General features: G+C 60.3%; 8 protein-coding genes and 1 pseudogene. 3 read left to right on the top strand and 6 right to left on the bottom strand.

Annotated elements, in window-relative coordinates:
* Positions 1–20: 20 nt before the first annotated feature.
* On the bottom strand, positions 21–1,436 hold the full coding sequence (locus GGD66_RS28115) for a diaminopropionate ammonia-lyase (RefSeq protein ID WP_183259635.1): 1,416 nt from the start codon (positions 1,434–1,436) through the stop codon (positions 21–23).
* 64 nt (positions 1,437–1,500) lie between these two features.
* Here GGD66_RS28115 and GGD66_RS28110 point away from each other — a divergent pair, with 64 nt between their 5' ends.
* Complete coding sequence (locus tag GGD66_RS28110; RefSeq protein WP_409362384.1) at positions 1,501–2,691, top strand: aminotransferase class V-fold PLP-dependent enzyme; 1,191 nt, start codon at positions 1,501–1,503, stop codon at positions 2,689–2,691.
* A 150-nt stretch (positions 2,692–2,841) separates the two neighbouring features.
* On the opposite strand, the gene GGD66_RS42455 is transcribed toward GGD66_RS28110, so the two are convergent.
* The 3 genes from GGD66_RS42455 to GGD66_RS28095 all read right to left on the bottom strand — a co-directional run bounded on the left by GGD66_RS42455 (position 2,842) and on the right by GGD66_RS28095 (position 6,515).
* A complete protein-coding gene (locus tag GGD66_RS42455) occupies positions 2,842–3,330 on the bottom strand; it encodes a LysR substrate-binding domain-containing protein (protein ID WP_183259797.1) in 489 nt (162 codons plus the stop codon).
* A gap of 39 nt (positions 3,331–3,369) precedes the next feature.
* Positions 3,370–5,202, bottom strand: coding sequence for an ABC transporter ATP-binding protein (locus GGD66_RS28100; RefSeq protein WP_183259634.1), 1,833 nt, complete (start codon positions 5,200–5,202; stop codon positions 3,370–3,372).
* A 128-nt stretch (positions 5,203–5,330) separates the two neighbouring features.
* Complete coding sequence (locus GGD66_RS28095) at positions 5,331–6,515, bottom strand: TlpA disulfide reductase family protein (protein ID WP_246789011.1); 1,185 nt, start codon at positions 6,513–6,515, stop codon at positions 5,331–5,333.
* A 1,861-nt stretch (positions 6,516–8,376) separates the two neighbouring features.
* Between GGD66_RS28095 and GGD66_RS28090 the strand changes: the two genes are divergently transcribed.
* Both GGD66_RS28090 and GGD66_RS28085 read left to right on the top strand, forming a co-directional pair.
* Positions 8,377–9,702: a DUF3422 family protein gene (locus GGD66_RS28090; RefSeq protein WP_183259633.1), complete on the top strand. Its 1,326-nt coding sequence runs from the start codon at positions 8,377–8,379 to the stop codon at positions 9,700–9,702.
* A gap of 766 nt (positions 9,703–10,468) precedes the next feature.
* Positions 10,469–12,148 carry an outer membrane beta-barrel protein gene (locus tag GGD66_RS28085; protein ID WP_246788995.1) on the top strand — a complete coding sequence of 560 codons (1,680 nt, stop codon included), beginning with the start codon at positions 10,469–10,471 and terminating at the stop codon, positions 12,146–12,148.
* Between the two features lie 270 nt (positions 12,149–12,418).
* On the opposite strand, the pseudogene GGD66_RS28080 reads toward GGD66_RS28085, so the two are convergent.
* Both GGD66_RS28080 and GGD66_RS28075 read right to left on the bottom strand, forming a co-directional pair.
* Positions 12,419–12,685, bottom strand: a pseudogene (locus GGD66_RS28080) (DUF2493 domain-containing protein); the annotation flags it as partial.
* 460 nt (positions 12,686–13,145) lie between these two features.
* The gene (locus GGD66_RS28075; protein WP_312014190.1) at positions 13,146–19,433 is read right to left on the bottom strand and encodes a non-ribosomal peptide synthetase; all 6,288 of its coding nucleotides are present in this window, start codon (positions 19,431–19,433) and stop codon (positions 13,146–13,148) included.
* Positions 19,434–19,442: the final 9 nt, after the last annotated feature.

Genomic DNA, 19,442 nt, shown 5'->3' with positions numbered 1-19,442 from the left:
GGGCAGCGTTCTGCTCCTGGCTATTGGTTGCCGCTCCAAACCGACAGGTCGGTGGGGCTTTCCGTCGCAAAAAGCAGAACCTTGGCGGACTGATCCAGCCCAAGTCTCTTTCGGTCCTTCTCTTCGGCTGCCCTGAAGAGGCCTGCCAATCCCGCCGCTCCCGACTCGCCGACGCGAAGACGCTGATCGCCTGAAATGCCCTCGTTGAGTAAACGTACTGCGTCGGCGGCCGCCTCGTCGGTGACCGTTATGTAGCCGCTGGTCAGGTCTTCGATGATCGGCCAAACCAACAAGGATGGGCTTTGGCATTCGAGCATCGACATGTTCGTCGCAGGGCCGGGCGGAAGGCGCACCGGCATCTTTGCTTGCACGCTTTCGTAGAGACAGGCCGATCGTTCCGGCTCCACGATCCACAGATGGGTATCGGGCCCGAATAGACCACGCGCCCAGCCATGGCTGAAGACGCTTGCAGCAAGACCTCCGACGCCAGCTTGAACCAGAACATGCGTAAAGGGCATTTGCTGGCCCATGGTGGCGGCAATGATTTCATCGGTCAGGATCGAGTAGCCTTGAACCACAAGCGTGCAGGCCGTGGCATCTTCTCCTGGCCCGACGGTATCCGGGACCGCAATCCAACCGTCCTGCGACGCAGCTTTAGCTGCAGCTTCCACCGAGTCGTGATAATCTCCTGACACACGCACGATCTCAGCACCGAGCCGTGTTATATGTGCGGCACGCTCTTCGCTCACGCCGTGGTGGAGATACACTACAGCCCGCGCTCCGATGAGCCGAGCTCCGGCTGATACCGAACGACCGTGATTGCCGTCAGATGCACAGGAAAAGGTGAGTTCGGACAGCATGGCCCGAACTCCCGGCTCCATCAGTTGCGCCGGCAGAATGGCTCGTCCCGTCCGCCTTTCGACGTGTCGCATAGCGAGCTTCAGCACGGCATAGGCTCCGCCAAGCCCCTTGAAGCTGCCTATGCCAAGACGCCGCGTCTCGTCCTTGATCCATATTCCGCCAACCCCTAGCCGCTCGGCAGCACCCGGCAGCGAGATTAAATCGGTCGGAGCATAGCGCGGGCAGGCTCGAAGAAGGCGCAGAGGCTCATCTGCCGCGTTGCGGTCGCACCAGGAAGCCGCATGTTTCAGGCCAGATGACCGGTTGCGTAATAGGATAGATCGTGAAGTGGCAAGCGTCGCTGTCGCGGAGTCCGCGGCCTCAAAAGGGGGTACCAAGGTCATTCTCCTGGCAAGTTCGTTCGATCTTTCGGACCGTATTGTGCCGAGCCGCGAAGCCGTTTGTTGCAACCTTTGACGCAATCCATGACGGAATTGGGCATTGTTGACACTAAAATGGCGGGTTTGGGCTCTGCTGGCAGGCATATTCCAAGAGATTTGCTGATCGAAGGCGGCGAACGCATCGTAATCTGGCATTCTAGGCGCGTCGCGAAAATAAGGATCTCTGGTGCAGGATAACGGAGAGCAAACCGCAAGCTCGATAGAGGATCTTTCAGATTCCGAGGTCGATCGCTTGCGAGGCGATACGTCGGGTGTTGCGCATCGAATCCACCTCAACAATGCGGGCGCCTCGCTGATGCCACGTCCCGTCTTGGACGGCATGGTGACATATCTCCGGCGCGAAGCCGAGATTGGCGGCTACGAAGCGTGCGCCGAGAGCACAGCGCGCCTCGAAGGCGTATACGACAGCATAGCTCGACTGGTCGGCTCGAAGCGGGAAGAAATCGCGCTCGCCGAAAGTGCCACTCTGGCCTGGCAGCGCGCCTTTTATTCGCTCCGCTTTGGACCTGAAGACCGAATTCTCACCACCTCCGCAGAATTTGCGGCAAACTATATTTCGTTTTTGCAGGTCGCGCGCCGTACCGGCGCACGGGTCGAGGTCATACCCGACGACGCAAATCAGGCCTTGGACCCTGAGGCCCTCAAGCGAATGATTGATGAGCGCGTCCGGCTGATCGCTATCACGTGGATACCAACCAATGGCGGTCTGGTGAACCCAGCTGAAGCCGTAGGACGCATCGCGCGCGCCCATAATGTTCCCTATTTGCTGGATGCATGCCAGGCCGTTGGGCAGATCCCCATCGACGTCCGTGCACTTGGTTGCGACATGCTGACGGCAACAGGTCGGAAGTTCTTGCGTGGTCCGCGCGGAACAGGCTTCCTCTACATGCGCGACGAGTTCCTGAAGGATATTGAACCGGCAATGATAGACCTGTTCGGCGCACCTTGGGTTGGACCTGAGCGCTACGAATTTAGGTCCGACGCACGACGATTCGAGACGTGGGAAGCGAACTATGCGGCGCGGCTTGGACTTGGGATCGCCGCTGACTACGCGATTTCAATTGGCATCGAGAGGATCGAACAACGTTGCCGCAAGCTTGCGAATGAATTGCGAGCAGCACTTGGCGCCGTCCCTGGGGTGTTGCTTCACGATCTTGGAGAACGTCCCGCTTCAATCGTGTCGTTCACACTTCGTGGCATAGTCGCACGCGAGGTCATGTGCAGCCTTGCAAGGCAGAAGATCAACGTATCCGTCTCGCCACCAACAAGTACACCGCTAGATGCAGCGCGGAGAGGTCTGCCGGACATCGTTCGCGCATCCCCGCATTACTACAATACGATTGAGGAGGTTCACAGTCTCGCGTCAGCGGTCCGGGGGATCGCGGCATAACCTATTGCAAGCGGCGCTGATTGCCAAAGCCGTTTGGTTTGAGACCTAGACTAGCGTGCGGGAGGTTTGTCGTCAGTTCGCCCCATTCCGATCGCGACACCCGTTCCTTCATTTCGGCTGGCGCAAGATTTCAAAAGCGGCGATCATCGCTCAAAGAATTTTTACGAAGGTCGCACTAGTGGTAGAACGCCTTATTTGCTGCGAATATTCAGTTACGCAATCAAAGACCGCCGCCATCCTTGGGACATGCCGTAACTCTTCGTGGATGGCAAGCCAAGACTCGCGATTTGTCCTGGCCTCAGCCGCAAGTACGCGTCTGAGCGTGGGCTCAGAGTCTGCCAGATATGTAGGAAACATTCCGATGCCAAAGCCTCGCCTGACGGCCTCCAATTGGACAAGTGGACTGGTGCTGCAAAAAACGACACGTCTCTCGCCGACGGTGTCATGTAGCCATTTCAATGCGGAGATTTCGATCATATCGCCAATGTAGTCCACAAAAACATGATCATCGGCTTTCCCGAGGCTTTTCGGCTCGCCATGATGGTCAATGTAACTTTTGGACGCATACAGATAGACGTCGCATCTGGCGATCCGCCGGGCGATATGGCGGGCCCGTCGGACGCATTGGTCCCGATGGATATATCAGCCTCTTGGCTCGTCCGAGGCCGAGACCTAGGCCTACGGAGATGCGGCCAGCCATGTTTTGGGCTGGCCTTCCGCCGAGTGCGGACCGAACTCGACGGCCTGCCGCTCGAACAGACTGCGATAGATGCCGCCGGGTTGCACGATCAGTGCCGAATGCGCGCCCTGCTCGACGATCTTGCCGCGATCGAACACCAGGATGCGGTCGAGGCCGCGCACCGTCGACAGGCGGTGCGCGATTACGATCGAGGTGCGGTCCTTCATCAGCCGTTCCATCGCCTCTTGGATCAGCGCTTCCGATTCCGAATCCAGGCTCGACGTCGCCTCGTCCAGGATCAACACTGGTGCATCGGCAAGGAACGCGCGCGCCAGCGCAACGCGCTGCCGCTCGCCACCCGACAGATTTACGCCGCGTTCACCCACAAGTGTGCCGTAGCCCTTCGGCGATCGCATGATGAAGTCATGTGCGTTGGCGAGCCTCGCCGCCTGCTTGATCGCCGCCATGCTGGCGCCGGGTCGGCCATAGGCGATGTTTTCAGCCAGCGAGCGGTGAAACAGGATCGGCTCTTGCTCCACGATCGCGATCTGGCTGCGCAGCGACTGCTGCGTGGCTTTCGCAACGTCCTGGCCGTCGATCAGGATCCGGCCGCCGGAGACGTCGTAGAGGCGCTGAAGCAGCTTGACGAACGTGGTCTTGCCGGAGCCGGAGCGGCCGACCAGACCGATCCGCTCGCCGGCGCGGATGTTGATCGACAATCCGTCGTAGAGCGGCACGCGATCGCCGTCATAGAGGAAGGTGACGTCTTCGAACGTGATCCTCCCACAGTGAATGTCGATCGGCTTGGCGTCGGGAGCATCGACAATGCCGATCGGCTCGCCATAGATGGTAACCAGTTCCTCCATGTCGTTCACGGAGCGCTGCAGATTGTTGATGTGCATCCCGACGTCACGCAAATAGGCGTGGATGATGTAATAGCTTGTCAACACATAAGCGACGTCGCCTGGAGAGGTCCGCCCCGCCATCCACAGCAGGATGGCGCCGCCGATCACCGAAGCACGAAAGCACAAGAGCATCACGAGCTGCACCGTGCCCGTGCCGTTGGATCGCAGCCAGGTGCGCTGCACCCTTGCCCGCCAGCGTCTGACGACACCATCAAGCCGCGCATCCTCACGCGCCTCAGCACCGAAGGATTTCGCCACAGTATTGCAGGTGAGCGCGTCCGCCAGCGTGCCGCTGACCTTGCTGTCCCAGGCGTTGGAGACGCGCGCCGCCGGCGCGATGTAGCCGATCGTGAATGCCGTCGTGATGGCGACATAGATCACTGCGCCGAGGCCGATCACGGCGCCGAGCTCGGGCCAATGCAGGCCGAGCAGGATCGTCGAACCCACGAGCACCGCGAGCGACGGCAACAATGCCATCAGGATCGTATTGTTAAGCAGGTCGAGCGCCCACATGCCGCGGGTGATCTTGCGCACGGTCGAGCCGGCGAACGAGTTAGCGTGCCAGTCGGTTGAGAAGCGCTGCACGCGCATGAAGCCCCCACGGGCCACATCTGACATGGTCTTCAGCGTGAACGGCACGATCGCCTGGAAGCCCGTAAACCGCAATATAATCGAGAGCAGACCGAGCGCGAGGGTACCAGCGAACGCAATCAGTGCCGCATGCCGCGCCGCTTGGTCGGAGGGGACCGAGGCCAATGCATCCACTAGACGGCCGGAATAGACCGGCATGAACAGGTCGGCGACCGTCGATCCTAAGAAGCCGACGAGGACAATAGTGGCACGGACTGGCTGCTTCAGCCACTGCTCCAACGCAAACGGGAGAACCAAGCCGATTGCGGCCGGTCGTTTGTCGTCTTGACTGGTCATGGCACTAGGGGGTTGTGGCACACGCGGTGTAAAAACCGTTCGATCCAGATCCGATGTGCCCAATGCTTGGCGCGTCGTCCGAGGGATGCGATAAATGCCCGCAGTCTGGGGGCTGCGGCCGAAATCTTCTAGCCATTTCTCCCACTCTTGGCGTAAGCGCTGAGCTGAAGCGCCTCACGCTTTGCGAGCTCCTCGGGCTGAGAGCATCGATCTGAGACATCGGCCAGCCTTGCACGATCCGAGCTTGTGTGAGCCAGGTAGGCGGGATCGGCGTCACTCTCTTTTGCATCTTTTCTCCTCCGGCGCTTGCGCTTTGGTACTTTTGCGGAACTCCGGGTTGCGGAGTCGCACATAGAGACCAATGGCAAGCCTTCTGACCCTTGTAGTTGGCCAGCGTTTGGACCAATACCGACATAACCTGCTGTTTCGGTTTGTCCGAGATAGGTGCGGGGCCGTCCAGCGACCTCAGCGTCACCTCGATCGCGCGATCTGTCGCCGCTCTCATAACAGTACTGAGCGAGCGCCGGATAGGACAGGAACTTAGGGGCCTCGTCGTGTTGCGGAGGATTCACTGCCAGAATGTGTTTGGATAACTCATTGCCCATCGCGAAGCGCTCGGCCTGCGGCAAATAAGAGCTGTCATTCGCCGAATCAAAGAGTTGGCGCATCGCCCCGGCCATCCACAGCGCGGATTTTTTGTCGATCGCCTCACGAACCAATTGGCGCATCATCACCGGCAGGCCGGCCTGCACCTCGTGCATTTTGTGGAGCAACAGATCCGCATGCAGCACGCGGAAGTTCACGTCATCCGGCAGAACAGCGACGGCTTCCTCGACCACCGAAAGCGCCTTCGCCCAATCCTGCGCCATCGCCGCTGTCAGTTTAGCGGAGATCGGCATTGTGCGTTCGCCCTCGGCGATCCGCTCTGCATCGGCGGCTTTCGCTTCATCGCTGATGCGCCAGCGGCCCGTCAGAATCTTCGGCAGAACGTCATTGAGTTGCGTCGGGGAACCTATAAAGGCGATGCGGCCATCACGGCCGACTAGGAACGAGGTGGGAATTCCGACAGAAAAGCTGGAATCCATCCAAAGCTTGTCCATTTCGCGTGTGTAGTTGAACCCGATCCGATAGTTGAGATTCGGCACCCTTTTGGTCAACGATGGGTCCAACTTGCTTCGGGCCTCTTCCGCTGTTTGAGCGCGCTCACGAGCTGCTATTCCGAGGACCTCAACTCCGCTATCTCTGTATTTCTCTTGCAGCTGTACCAGATCGGACAGCGCCGCCACACATGGTGCGGACCAAGCGGGCCACATCGATTCAAGGAAGGGGAGCATCGCCGGTCTTGCGTTTCGTGCGCTCAGCACTTTCAGTACTGCGGCACCTTAGTAGCAACGTCCGTGCCAGCATCGTCTGCGCGCATTAAGTGCCTGATTGCGCATGAATAGCTCAACGGCACGGCGGCCAGTGCTTTGAACCCGACGGGCTTTGTGCCGCTGTCGGAATTTGAATTGCGCACTTCGCACCGCCGGAAAACTGATGTGATCTTGTGAGCCGCCGAACGGAAACTTGGTAATCCCTGTAACCTGGCAGACAGGACAGAGGCGAGCGACGATTTAGATCGGACTCGAACGATTCGAAGCCCGTGGACCAGGAACACCTATTCTGGTCGATGACGATGGGACCCATTCGCGGGGGGCTGCAGACGGTACCGCGGATCCGGAAGGCTTTGAGACTGTCAGTGCTCGCCATCGCGCCAAGCGGCTCCTGCACCAAAAACTGGTACTTCGATTAGTTTGCTGTCCAGCCGCGTGTACCAGGGGTCGCCGACGCCCTATCGACTTCGAAAACCGTTGCCCTCGTATCGAAACAGATGCCGCCGATCGCCTCGATGGAGCTAAGGCTTATACAGGCGTCACCTCCAGGTCTGTACAAGAGGCACGGACCGCTCGCGCTAATCGGCACGCGCACTAAGCTGATGCAGCATTGGGCCGATCGGATCCACTACTGGCTAGATTCCAAGAAGGTGACGCCGATCAAGGGAGTGGCGCAGGCTTGAGCCTATGCCGAAATCGTAAGAACCGGTGGTTGCGTGGACTCGCAACACCCGATACTTGCTATTGACCGAGAGCACGGTTCCACGATTGGCTGCGTAACCTGCTCACAACGATCGCCACGTATCTGCCTCCCTGCGACAACCGGTCGAGCCGGAACGCTTGCGCTGCTCTGAGTGACGCTTCAAAGGCGAAGAGCGCTCCAGCTGCGTGATCCAGTCAACCTTACTCGAGGTGACGTTATCCGACCATCGCGGAGCCTTGCCCGGGGGTCCGGGCGCGGTCACTCGCATGGCTCTGCATCGACGAATCCAACCAAAGCGTGGCCGCTCAAACAATGGCAGCGGCCGGGCGAGCGATCAGCTTGCCGAAAAAAGACCCTTCCCTGTGGCCTGTGCCACGTCCGCATTCTGTCAGAATACAAGCGCGCTCATGTCTGAAACCCGCCTCCGACTGTCTACGGAAGCCACATTGCGTAAAAAAGACTCGAGAGTGCCCCTTCTGTTGCTGGCCTAAATCCTGCACCGGCGCTCGGCGCCAGGGAGTTTGGCGCCGGCAACAAGATGGGAGTCGGGTTTGGGCCTCGATCCGTCAATCGACAATGCGGTTGCCGCACTGGAGGTCGTTTGTCTGTACCACGCTGGGAGAACGGAAGATGTTCCTGCTTGCCACGGCCTCGCGCGGCATCGGTCATCCCACCCGAAAACTGCTTTCAGAAGAGGGGCGGCATATCTTCACTTGCACGCGCCCCCCTCCTGAGACAGACAACGATGTCCACGTAAATCTAGGCATTCGTCCAACGGTGGCGCGTGCCATCGCCCAGGAGCGGCTTGCTGGCGCACCGCTACACCTATTGTAGCCACAATGCGGCATTTTCGCAATAGACACCGGACCATACGTTGATGGCGTCATTCGAAAGCTGGATGAGGCGGCTTCATCTCAATCTGCCTGGCCTGACCTTCCTCCGGCAAAACCTCTTTCCCGAGTTCAAGCGGCCTCGGTAGTGATCGTCGACATGACTCGATCGGCAACCTAGCCGCGCGCAACCGTTTCCCAGCACCGCCATTGGCCCACGCGTCAAGGCTGACGGTTGCCTGCTCACCCTGAAGCGAGGCGTCAATACATGATCGATGAACTGGATCTACGAACCTTCACGCCCCATCCGCAACGCGACGCTGTGCTCGGCGAAGTGCACGCGCGCCCCTTCACGCGCCTTGTTTCGCCCTTCAGCGTGATCCACTTGGCCTTTCTTGCACAGGGCGAGGCGGCCACAAGCGATCGCTGCCGTTTTATCGATTTTTGCCTCGAGCGCAATCTTACGCCGCCTGAGCAATCGGCGAAACTTCATCAGATTGTCATCGGGCCCGCTACGCTACGCTGGGAGCAGCATTCGGAATTTACGACATTCACCTGGATCTGGACTAACGCAAATTGTTCTGCCGCAGACCAATTTGACAAAGTTGAGGGTACCGTCCGATCGCTGATCCGCGCGTTGCGTCAGACCGGACAGTTGCTGGTCGCGATCAGGCTAGAAGTGGAGCAGGACGCCTCGCCGACCATGCGGGCCGAACAGATTTTTGACAAGAACAGCCTGGCCATGGTTGCCACAAAGAGCGGCGCAGGCGTTGCCGCCTCAGACTTCCGCGTAGATGAAAAAGGTTTCACGAAGATCCTCGTCTGCGACCTCGGGTTGACGTCGCACGATCTCGGAGCGCTGGTGCAACGGCTCCTGGAAATCGAGACCTACCGTCCATTGGCGCTCCTTGGCCTGTCGGCGGCTCTTGAGCTTGCACCATCTGTTGATCGCATCGACCGCCGTCTTGTTGAGGCGCTCGAGAAAATGCAAAGCGGTGAGGGTCTGCAATTCAACAACCATCTGCTTGCCGAGCTGACGGCGCTGGCCGCATCCTTCGAGAGAGGCGCGACCGGCAGCCTGTTTCGCTTCGGCGCCAGCAGGGCCTATAGCGAGCTGGTCCAATCGCGACTATCCATCATTGAAGGCAACAATGTCTCGGGCTATCCAACCTGGTCGTCATTTCTGGCACGCCGCATGGCGCCGGCGATGCGAACCTGCGCAACTGTTGAGGATCGTCAGGCGACTCTGTCGGTCAAGCTCGCGCGTGCCGCCGATCTGTTGCGAACCCGGGTCGACGTCGAAATCGAACGACAGAATCGTGACCTATTGCATGCTATCAACGAGCGCGCGAGACACCAACTTCGGCTGCAATGCACGGTCGAAGGATTGTCGGTCGCGGCGATAGGATATTATGTGGTCAGCCTGTTTAGCTATCTTGCCAAGGGCGCGCATGATGTCGGACTGCGAGTAGAGCCCTCGTTCCTGACCGCAGCCTTTGTGCCGATCGCGGTCGGCGTGATCTGGCTGGTGAGTTACAATGTCCGAAAGCGACACCTCAAGCACAACGATGCGCCCTCGGTGACTTGCGACTAAAGCTCCTTGAGGGAATCGGTGCGTCCGTCCTGCGAAGCTCGCATGGTCGGGGTGCGACGCAGCCGCAAGATCGCGGCCGGCTCCTGCGCAAGGTAATGCCCCGCCCGGACCAGCCGGGCGAGGCAAAGCGGATCGGGTCAGTCGCCGTTGCGACGGCTGGGAGGGGAGCAGATCAGGCTGAAGCCTTCACCTTCCTCGTCGCGACACTATCGCAAGAAACGCAGCGTCCGGATCGTCACAAATTCAGTTGCGCGATTTTTGTCATTTGCGCTGAGCTTACGCTCAAAAGGCTCGTGCAATCGGCATTTGACCCTTTGTGATCTTCGCTGCCACTCCATCGCGTGTGTTGCTTTTGAGCATCCGGGTCACAATCGCCACTCACTCCAAGCCCTGATTGTTTTCCGTTTGGCGGCGCTTTCGCAACTATTCCACGCAATGATAAACGCTGCGTATTGGATCTGCCCTCGCAAATGTCGCGCTATGGAGAGACTGTCGGAAGCTCAGATTGTCAGATTTGAGACGACAGTCGGCAAGTAGACGCAACAAAGTCTTCCGAAAACCTGCAAAGCAGACGAAATCAGTTTGGCACGTGCATTGCTTCATTCGGGCATCATCACCGATCGCAGTGCGTTGTTTTCGGAGCGGATCTGGCACGCGTTGTCGCGAGTGTCAGTTCTGCCGCGACGATTCACCGTTGGCGATATCTTAAGAAGCCGGTGTGGACCGGGAAAGTGCAGGGTCTTTGATGAAGTCGAGAGTTCTTCTGTTGGGTGCCACGATTGCGGTCATGGCCAGCGGTGCGGCCAACGCGCGCCTTGAGCCAGAACCGAAGCTGCCGCTGGTCGTATGGAACTGGTCGGGTGTCTATATCGGCGGACATGTCGGCGGTGGATACGGCCGAACTTCCTTCAGCAATCCCTACGGTCCCTCGATTTATGGCGGTATCGTGGAAAGCCCGGCGTTTCTCGCGGGTGGCCAGATCGGCTACAATTGGCAGAACAGCAGCTGGGTGTTTGGCGTCGAACTGGATGCCAGCGGTGTTATTTCCGAAGGCACAAATACTTGCCTCGCTCATTCGGGCCTGGTTGTAAGCGCAAACTGCATCGCAGGTCCCAACCTCTTCGCCACCGGGACTGGCCGAATTGGTTACGCCTTTGGCGCACTCGGCCTCACGCTGGCGTATATCAAGGGAGGTGTAGCCTGGCAAAACAACAGGGGCGATGTGGTCAACAACTATGAATTCCTCCACCTGCCCCAGGAGAAAACCCATTTCGACTATGGTCGTGTCGGTAGCGTTATCGGGCTGGGCATCGAGCAAGCGATTACGCCTGCGTGGTCCGTGAACGTCGAGTATGACTATCTGCATTTTGGCGGACCGAGTGTGGCAACGGCTCCGACAGTACAACTGCCACCACTTGCAATTCTGCCAGCGAACACAACCAGCCTGTCCAGCAACTATCACATCGGAAAGATTGGCCTTAACTACCATTTCGACGCCGACCCAAAGGCCGCACAATGGTCTAATGCTACGCTGTACACGAAGGTACCCGCGAGCGTGCAGCCCATTCCTTACGCGAGCGGTTGGTCGTTCGAAGGCGGCTCGCGGCTCTGGCTCAGCCGGGGAAGATTCCAGTGGGATCACAGCGCAGCGGGCAGAGAGCAAGATCCCGGCTTGCTGATATCGAGGCTCACCTATCATCGACAGGACGGATTCTCCGGGGAGTTATTCGGCCGTGTTGATAGTCCCTGGGGAGTGTTCCTGAAGAGCAACCTTGGTATCGGGGGCTTCAACAAAGGGAAGTCAAATGATGAAGACTGGTTGCCCCACAAGGGACGGTCCTACCAGAACACCATTTCAGATGAGTCAAACGGAAAGTTCACATATTACACAGCCGACGTCGGTTACGATGTCCTGCGCGGCACGAACTACAAGGTCGGTGGATTTCTAGGCTGGACCTATTACGGGCAGAGCTCGGACTCGACCGGTTGCATTGAGTTCGCCAATCCACGGCATCGATGTCTGAAGCCGGGTGACAACAGGATTGTTGGCAGCGAGGATACGCAATGGAATGCGCCTCGAATCGGCCTGAGCGCCGAAACCATGCTGACCGAGCGCTGGCGCCTGAACGCTGATGTCGCTTACCTGCCCTGGACCGATTTCATCGGTCGAGATTATCACCTCTTGCGTCCCGCCACTACCTTCGCGGAACAACGCGGCAGTGGTGGTGGCGGCGTCCAGCTTGAAGGCGTGCTGTCCTACTTCATCACGGATAACATCAGCGTCGGCGTTGGTGGTCGCTATTGGGCTATGTGGACCAAAAAGGACGCCGAGTCCATGCACTGCGGCAACGGCTGCATCGAGCACGCGCCCTCATTTGCGAAGTACAGCATGGAGCGCTGGGGTACATTCTTTCAGGCTTCTTACAAGTTCGATTCAAAGACTTGATCTTGGCCAGCTCGAGACTATATCTCGAGCCATCCAGGCCTGCTCGTAAGCATCGATGTCGGCGCCAAACAGCGACGCCGACGTCGTGGATAATGATGGTGAAGCACTCGGAATCGAGCAGAGCTCAGCTTGCTTGCAAAGAAAGAATGAATGCTAGCCAGCGCGAGCCGCACACTGCTGAGGCGAACACACGTGGGCCGCGGCTGGTCGCACGATCAGCGGCATCGAGCGAGCTGGAAAGCTCCTGGTGATTAGAATTTGCGGCAGCGCTCACGCGCCGCCGAATGTCCAGATCGGGATGCCGAGCTTCTTGGCCTTGTCGGCTAGGTCGTCCTGAATGCCGGTGCCGGGGAAGTACAGAACGCCGATAGGAAGTGTCTCCGGCATCGCATCGTTGCGTTCGAACGGGGCGGCCTTCGCATGCTTCGTCCAGTCGGGCCTGAAGGCAATCTGCGGCACCTTACGGTTGTCGGCCCACTTGGCTGCGATCAGCTCGGCGCCGTTGGGCGATCCGCCGTGCAGCAGCACCGTCGAGGGTCCTCACCGTCAACAAACTCGCTTTATCAAGCTCAGCTTCACAAAGCGCGATCAGATTGCTCAGTCGCTTGGCGCCGTCTGTTCTGTCCAAAAGCTCGGTAAATTCTCGGATCGCATCATCCAAGAGCGGCTTGCCATTATCGGGATCTTCCTCGGACAAGGAATGCAGATTGAGTGCGTGCATCCTGGCGGCTTCGGTATCTCGAGCTCGATCTATTTGTTCGAGGAGCTGGCGCGCGGCCTCGTATTCCCCCGCGCTCGCTTGGCTGCCGCCCTTATTCGAAGCTCGCCCTGCTCCGGCCAACGATTATGGGGATGATTAGCGAAACTGACACGCTCCTTGAAGACCTCGATCAAGATGCGACGTCTTCCAGCCCGTTGTCAGGGAGCCGTGCACGACCAATTTTGTTGCCGTCCAGCACGCGATGACTTCGCTCCCTTCTGAGAAAGTTCTTTGGGTCTATTCAACACTCCCGATCAAGGCTGTTGAAATGGCTCGAGCCAGAACTCGGCGATTTTCTGGATGGCTCACCATTGTCGCGTGGTTGCCTGGAACCGGTACGGCATGCATAGCACCAGATTTCATGATCCGGTCCCAGCCCTGCTTTGGCAACGCGCGATCAGGTTGTTTGTCGGGTGCTAACCAACTGATGAGAGGCTCACTGGCATAAAACTGGTGGATTTCAATCGGGAGCGACGGAATGCGATAAGACTGTAGCGAGCGGTGAAATGTCGCGGCCCTTTGATACATCGAAACGTCACTATGAAGATCGTGACCTGGAGCTAACGCTCCTATTTGCTGCGCCTTTTCAAGCAACTCAGAGATGGAACATTGTTCGGTGTCGCGTTCCAAAACCTCGTGATATTCATCGCGCAAGATTCCACAACGATCCAAGACAAATTCTCGCGCCAAATTCTTCAGTGATCCGTTTGAAGAAGCCGCAGTTAGACTAACATCAATGAACGCCATGAATGACACAACTTCATCAACACTCAGTAATTGCTCGGCAATTGCATAAGCCAGGATTGCACCTGATGAGTATCCAGCAAAGCGGTATGGGCCACGTGGCTGGATCTGTTTAATCGCAAGGATCACCTCCGCGGCCATCGCCTCAAGTGTCGGTGGGCGAACGTCGTCGAAAGGAGGCCATGGCAGAGCGTAAACCGGGCAGTCTGCATCCATTTCCGCTGCCAAACCGAGGACATACGAACAATCCCCAAAACCTGTGGGGACAAAGAAGAGAGGTGGCTGCGATCCGGTCGGTCGAACGGGAATCACCGCCGTGTTACTGGGCTGCACCTGCAAACGAATCTTCGATGCAAGCTCTTTCAGAACAGGGGCTCGGAAGAGGTCGGTGGCGCTAAAACTCAGCCCAAGATGTAATGCTCGACTGAGCATCTGCACGGCCAAGAGCGAGTGGCCGCCCAGTTCGAAGAAGTGGTCGTTGCGCCCGATGCGCTCGACACCCAGGAGCTCGGCCCAGATCCGTGCCAGCACCGTCTCGACCGCACCTTGCGGCGCCTGGTAGGCCGCCAGCGCATAGGCCTGATCGGCTGGCGCCGGCAGCGCGTTCCGATCGAGCTTGCCGTTCACCGTGAGCGGAAGCGCCGCCAGTCGCACGAACGCACTCGGCACCATGTAGTCCGGCAGCCGCGCACTCAAGTGCGCCCGCAAGGCGCCCGCAAGCCTGCCTCCATCGCCCTCGTCCGAGCCGGCCTCGGGCGCGCAGACCACATAGGCGATCAGATGCTTGTCACTGGGGCCGTTCTGGCGCGCCACCACCACCGCCTCGCGCACCCAGGCGTGCTCGCAAAGCTTTGCGACGATCTCGCCCGGCTCGATGCGGTAGCCGCGGATCTTCACCTGGTCGTCGTTACGGCCCAGGAACTCAAGATTGCCGTCCGGCAGATAACGTGCAAGGTCGCCGGTCCGGTACAGCCGATCGCCCTCGACAAAGGGACTGGGGATGAACCGCTCCGCTGTCAGCTCAGGGCGGTTCAGGTAGCCCCGCGCCACCCCCGCCCCGCCAATGTAAAGCTCGCCCACCGCGCCGAACGGCACCAGCCCGCCATGACCATCCAGCAAGTAGACCCGCGTGTTGGCAATTGGACGCCCTATCGGGACCACTGACCCATTGAAGTCAGCCGGGCAAGTCCAGAGCGTCGCGCAGACTGTCGCCTCGGTCGGGCCATAAGCGTTGACAATTGATGCTGGGGTCAGACTTCGAATGAGTTCTGCCTTCGGCAGCTCCCCAGCAAGAATGAGAACTTGCGCAGCCAAACCTTCCGGATCCTTGCTTGTCTGAAGCAACGCTGGGGGTAACGTCGCGTGGGTGATGGCTTCGCTTTGGAGATAATCCAATAGCTTGTTACTCGCTTGACGGATCTCTTCCGCAGGCAAGTGCAAAGCGGCTCCGGAGCCAAACGCCATGACAAGCTCCCAAGCGCTTGCATCAAAAGCAATGGAGGCGAACTGCACGACGCGGCTGTTGGAAGAAGCGCCAAAGAGGCCGACCTGAGCCGACAGCAGATTGACCAACCCCTGATGCTGAACCATGACTCCCTTTGGGCTTCCGGTTGAGCCTGAGGTGTAGATCACATAAGCGAGATGGCACGCTGTGAGGCCAAGCGTGCGCCGGTCAGGGTTTGAAGCCGCCCGTTCGGCCCAGGCGGGCGTGGCGGTCTCCAGATCGATGACCGTCACATCGGTCAGCACCTCGGGGCCGAGTGCTGCGCGACCGACAACGTCGCAAAGCAGCAGCCGCGGCGCGGCATCGTCGACAACCAGATGCAGCCGCTGGCTGGGATAGGCTGGGTCCAGCGGCAGATAGGCACCGCCAGCCTTGAGGATCGCCAAGACACCAACCACCATCGCCGGACCGCGTTCGAGGCAGATCGCGACCGGCTGATCCGGCTTGATCCCGAGGGCGATCAGGTGATGCGCGAGCCGATTGGCCCGTGCGTTGAGCTCGCCATAGCTCAGCCGCTCGTTTTCGCAGACCAGCGCCACCGCCTCCGGCGCCTTTTGCACCTGCGCCTCGAACAGCTCATGGACGCACAGGTCCGATGGATAGGCCTGCGCCGTCCGGTTCAGATCCTCCAGTAGATAGGTGCGCTCCTCGGCCGGTAAGATGTCCAGCTCGCGTACGGGCGTATCCGGGGCATGCTCCAGCGCCTTTGCCAGCTGTTCGAGCACCCGCTGCATGTAGCCGCAGATCCGATCCGCCGAGATTGGCTCCGCCGCCTGCACAGTGAGGCCCAGCGCCTCGCCAAAATCCTCCACCGACAGGGTCAGGGGATAGTTGGTGCGTTCCTCTCCACCCAGCCATTCCATGCCCGACAACACATCATCCGTCCCGGAGCCGGGCACAGCCGGCGCCGTGTTGTGACGGTAGTTCAACAGCGTGCTGAATAGCGGTGCCGACGCCGCAACAGCGCTGCAGCGCTGTGCCAGCGCCAGCGAGGCATGCTCATGTGCCAGCAGGTCGGCCAGCCGGGCCTGCGTCATCCGCACGCTCGCCTCGACGGCGGTCTCATCGAGATCAAGCCGCAGCGGCAGGGTGTTGATGAACAGCCCCATGGCGCGGTCGGCGCCAGCGCTGCCCTGCAGTCGGCCTAACAGCACCGTGCCGAACACCACCTGCTCGCGGCCGCTGCTGCGCGCCACCACCTGTCCCCACGCCAGATGGCACAGGCTCGCCAGACTGACGCCCAGCCGTCGCGCCTGTTCGCGCAGCCTCGCATGGAGAACTGACGGCAGCATCCGATGCGCCTCTCGAACCCCGCCTCCGTCGCCGCGCACCTCGCTCAATTCGAAGGGCGCGGTCGGCTCGTCGATGTCGGCCAGCAGCTCCCGGAAGAACACTTCGTCGGCCTTGTCATCCCGGCGTAGATGCGCCCGCGCCACCAGATTGCGGAATGGCTGCGGCGCCGTCAGTTCATGCTGGCGCCCCTCCAGCTCGGCCCGGACCTCAGCATGCATCACGTCCCGCGTCGTGTGATCCCCGATCAGATGATGCTGCAGCTCCAGCAGCAGCCAGCGCGCGCTTCCGGGCTCGCGCGCAATCACAAACCGCAGTAATGGCGCCCGGCCAAGCTCGATGCGGTACCGACGTGGGTCAAACCGCTCCCTGAGCTGCTTGGCTCCAGCGCCATCCAGCTGGACCTCGATCACCTCCAGACGCGCCTCCCGCCACACCACCTGGGCCGGCCGCGACAAGCCCTCCCAGACAAACGAGGTACGCAGGATGTCATGCCGATTCACCACCCGCTGGACCGCGGCAAGATAGCGGTCGAGCAGCCCACGCTCGGCAAACGCCATCTGCGACACCAGTAGGTACGGATCGCCCTTTGCCGCTAGCAAATGATGGAACAGGATGCCGTCCTGCAGCGGCGACAGGCCGTAGATGTCCTGGATGTTGCAAACCCCGCCGGGTACCGTGGCGATGATCCGGTCGATCTCGCCCGGCGTCAGCTCGATCAGCGGCAACATCTGCGGCGTGATCGCCGCACTCCGCTCGGTGATCAGGTTGGCCGCGACCGCCACCTCGTGATGGCGGCCCAGGCTTGCAGCCAGATCCGCCAGCACCGGCTTGACGAACAAGGTGCGCACCTCGATACGCAGTGACCGCAGCCGTAGACGCTCGATCATCTGCACGGCCAAGAGCGAGTGCCCTCCCAGTTCGAAGAAGTTGTCGTCCCGTCCGACCCGTTCCAGCCCCAGCAGCTCGGCCCAGATCTGCGCCAGCACCGTCTCCATCTCGCTCTGTGGCGGCGCGTAGGTCCGGCGCGCATACGCCTCGTCGCCCGGGGCCGGCAGTGCGTTTCGATCGAGCTTACCGTTCAGCGTCAGCGGAAGCGCCGCCAGCCGCACGAACGCACTCGGCACCATGTAGTCCGGCAGCCCCGCACTCACATGCGCGCGCAACCCGCCGGCAAGATCAGATTCCTCAGCTTCGGCGGCAACGACATACGCAACGAGGCGCTGCTCGCGGCGACCATCCTCGCGCGCCACCACCACCGCCTCGCGCACGCAGGCGTGGCCGCAAAGCTTTGCTACGATCTCGCCCGGCTCGATGCGGTAGCCGCGGATCTTCACCTGCTCGTCGTTGCGGCCTAAAAACTCCAGATTGCCGTCCGGCAGGTAGCGTGCCAGGTCGCCTGTCCGGTACAGCCGGTCGTCCTCGACAAAGGGACTGGGGATGAACCGCTCGGCTGTCAGCTCAGGGCGATTCAGGTAGCCTCGCGCCACCCCCGCCCCGCCAATGCAGAGCTCGCCCACCGCACCGAACGGGACCAGCCCGCCATGACGATCCAGCAAGTAGACCCGCGTGTTGGCAATAGGACGGCCAATCGGGACCATGGCCTCATCAAACTCCGCCGGGCAGCTCCAGGAAGTAACGTCGATCGCGGCCTCAGTCGGACCGTAGAGATTGTGCAGGGCCGTCCAGGGCAATACGCGCCGAACCCTATGCACACTTGTGGCAGGGAGCGCCTCGCCGCTGCATAAAACCCGCCGCAGCGATGTGCAGCGGTCAACACTCTTCGCATCCAAAAAGCTGACCAGCATGGATGGCACGAAGTGAACCGTCGTGATGCGCTGGCCGACGATCAAGTCGACCAATGCATCGGGATCTCTGTGCGCTCCGGGCGGCGCCAGTACCAGCGTTGCCCCTTCAAGCAAAGTCCAAAAGAACTCCCAGGCCGAGACATCGAAGCTAAATGGCGTCTTCTGCAACACGACGTCTGTTGCCTTCAGACCATAGGCGTTCTGCATCCAGATCAGGCGATTAACGATAGCCCGATGCTCATTCTGAGCCCCCTTGGGCGTGCCCGTGGATCCCGAGGTGTAGATCACATAGGCGAGATTGCGGGAGGTCAGGCTGAGCGCGCGCGGGTCAGGATCCACTTCCGGCAGGCTGGCCCAGGCCGGCGCCGCAGTATCGAGCTCCACCACGCGCACATTGGCCGGCACATCCGAGCCGAAGGCGGCACGGCCGGCCACATCGGCTAGCAGCAGCCGCGGCGCTGCATCGTCGAGCACCTGATGCAGCCGCGCCGGCGGATAGGCCGGGTCCAGCGGCACATACGCCCCGCCGGCCTTCAGGATCGCCAGAAGCCCCACCACCATCATCGGACTGCGCTCGACGCAGATCGCAACCGGCTGGTCCGGCCTGACGCCGAGGGCGATCAGGTGATGTGCCAGGCGGTTGGCCCGCGCATTGAGCTCGCCATAGCTCAGCCGCTCATCTTCGCAGACCACCGCCACCGCATCCGGCGCCTTGTGCACCTGCGTCTCGAACAGCTCGTGGATGCACCGCTCCGCAGGATACGGCGCCGCCGTCCGGTTCAGCTCCTCCAGCAGATATGTGCGCTCGGCAGTCGAGAGCAGCTCAATCCGGCGGACCTCTTGCTGCGCATCGGCAGCCATCGCCCGCAGCAGCGCCAGCAGATAACCACGCTGCCGCTCGATCGTCGCCTGATCAAACAGCGCCGTGGCATAAGCCAGCGTTCCGGCGATCTCCTCGCCATGCTCGCCAAGGCTCAGCTCCAGATCGAACTTGACCTGATCAAGCTCGTCCCCGGCAGCTTCGACACTCAGCCCCGGCAGGTCCAATGACCCAACCGCATTGTTCTCCCAGGCCAGCATCACCTGGAATAATGGCGTGTGATCAAGAGCCCGGGGCGGCTGCACGATCTCCACCACCTGCTCGAACGGCAGGTCCTGATGCTCCTGCGCAGCCAGCACCGTGCGCCG

The sequence above is a fragment of the Bradyrhizobium sp. CIR48 genome (genome assembly GCF_014198315.1).
In the GTDB taxonomy this organism is placed as follows: Bacteria; Pseudomonadota; Alphaproteobacteria; order Rhizobiales; family Xanthobacteraceae; genus Bradyrhizobium.
Note: the sequence above shows the minus strand (reverse complement) of the source record. Positions and strands in the feature narration are given on the sequence as shown.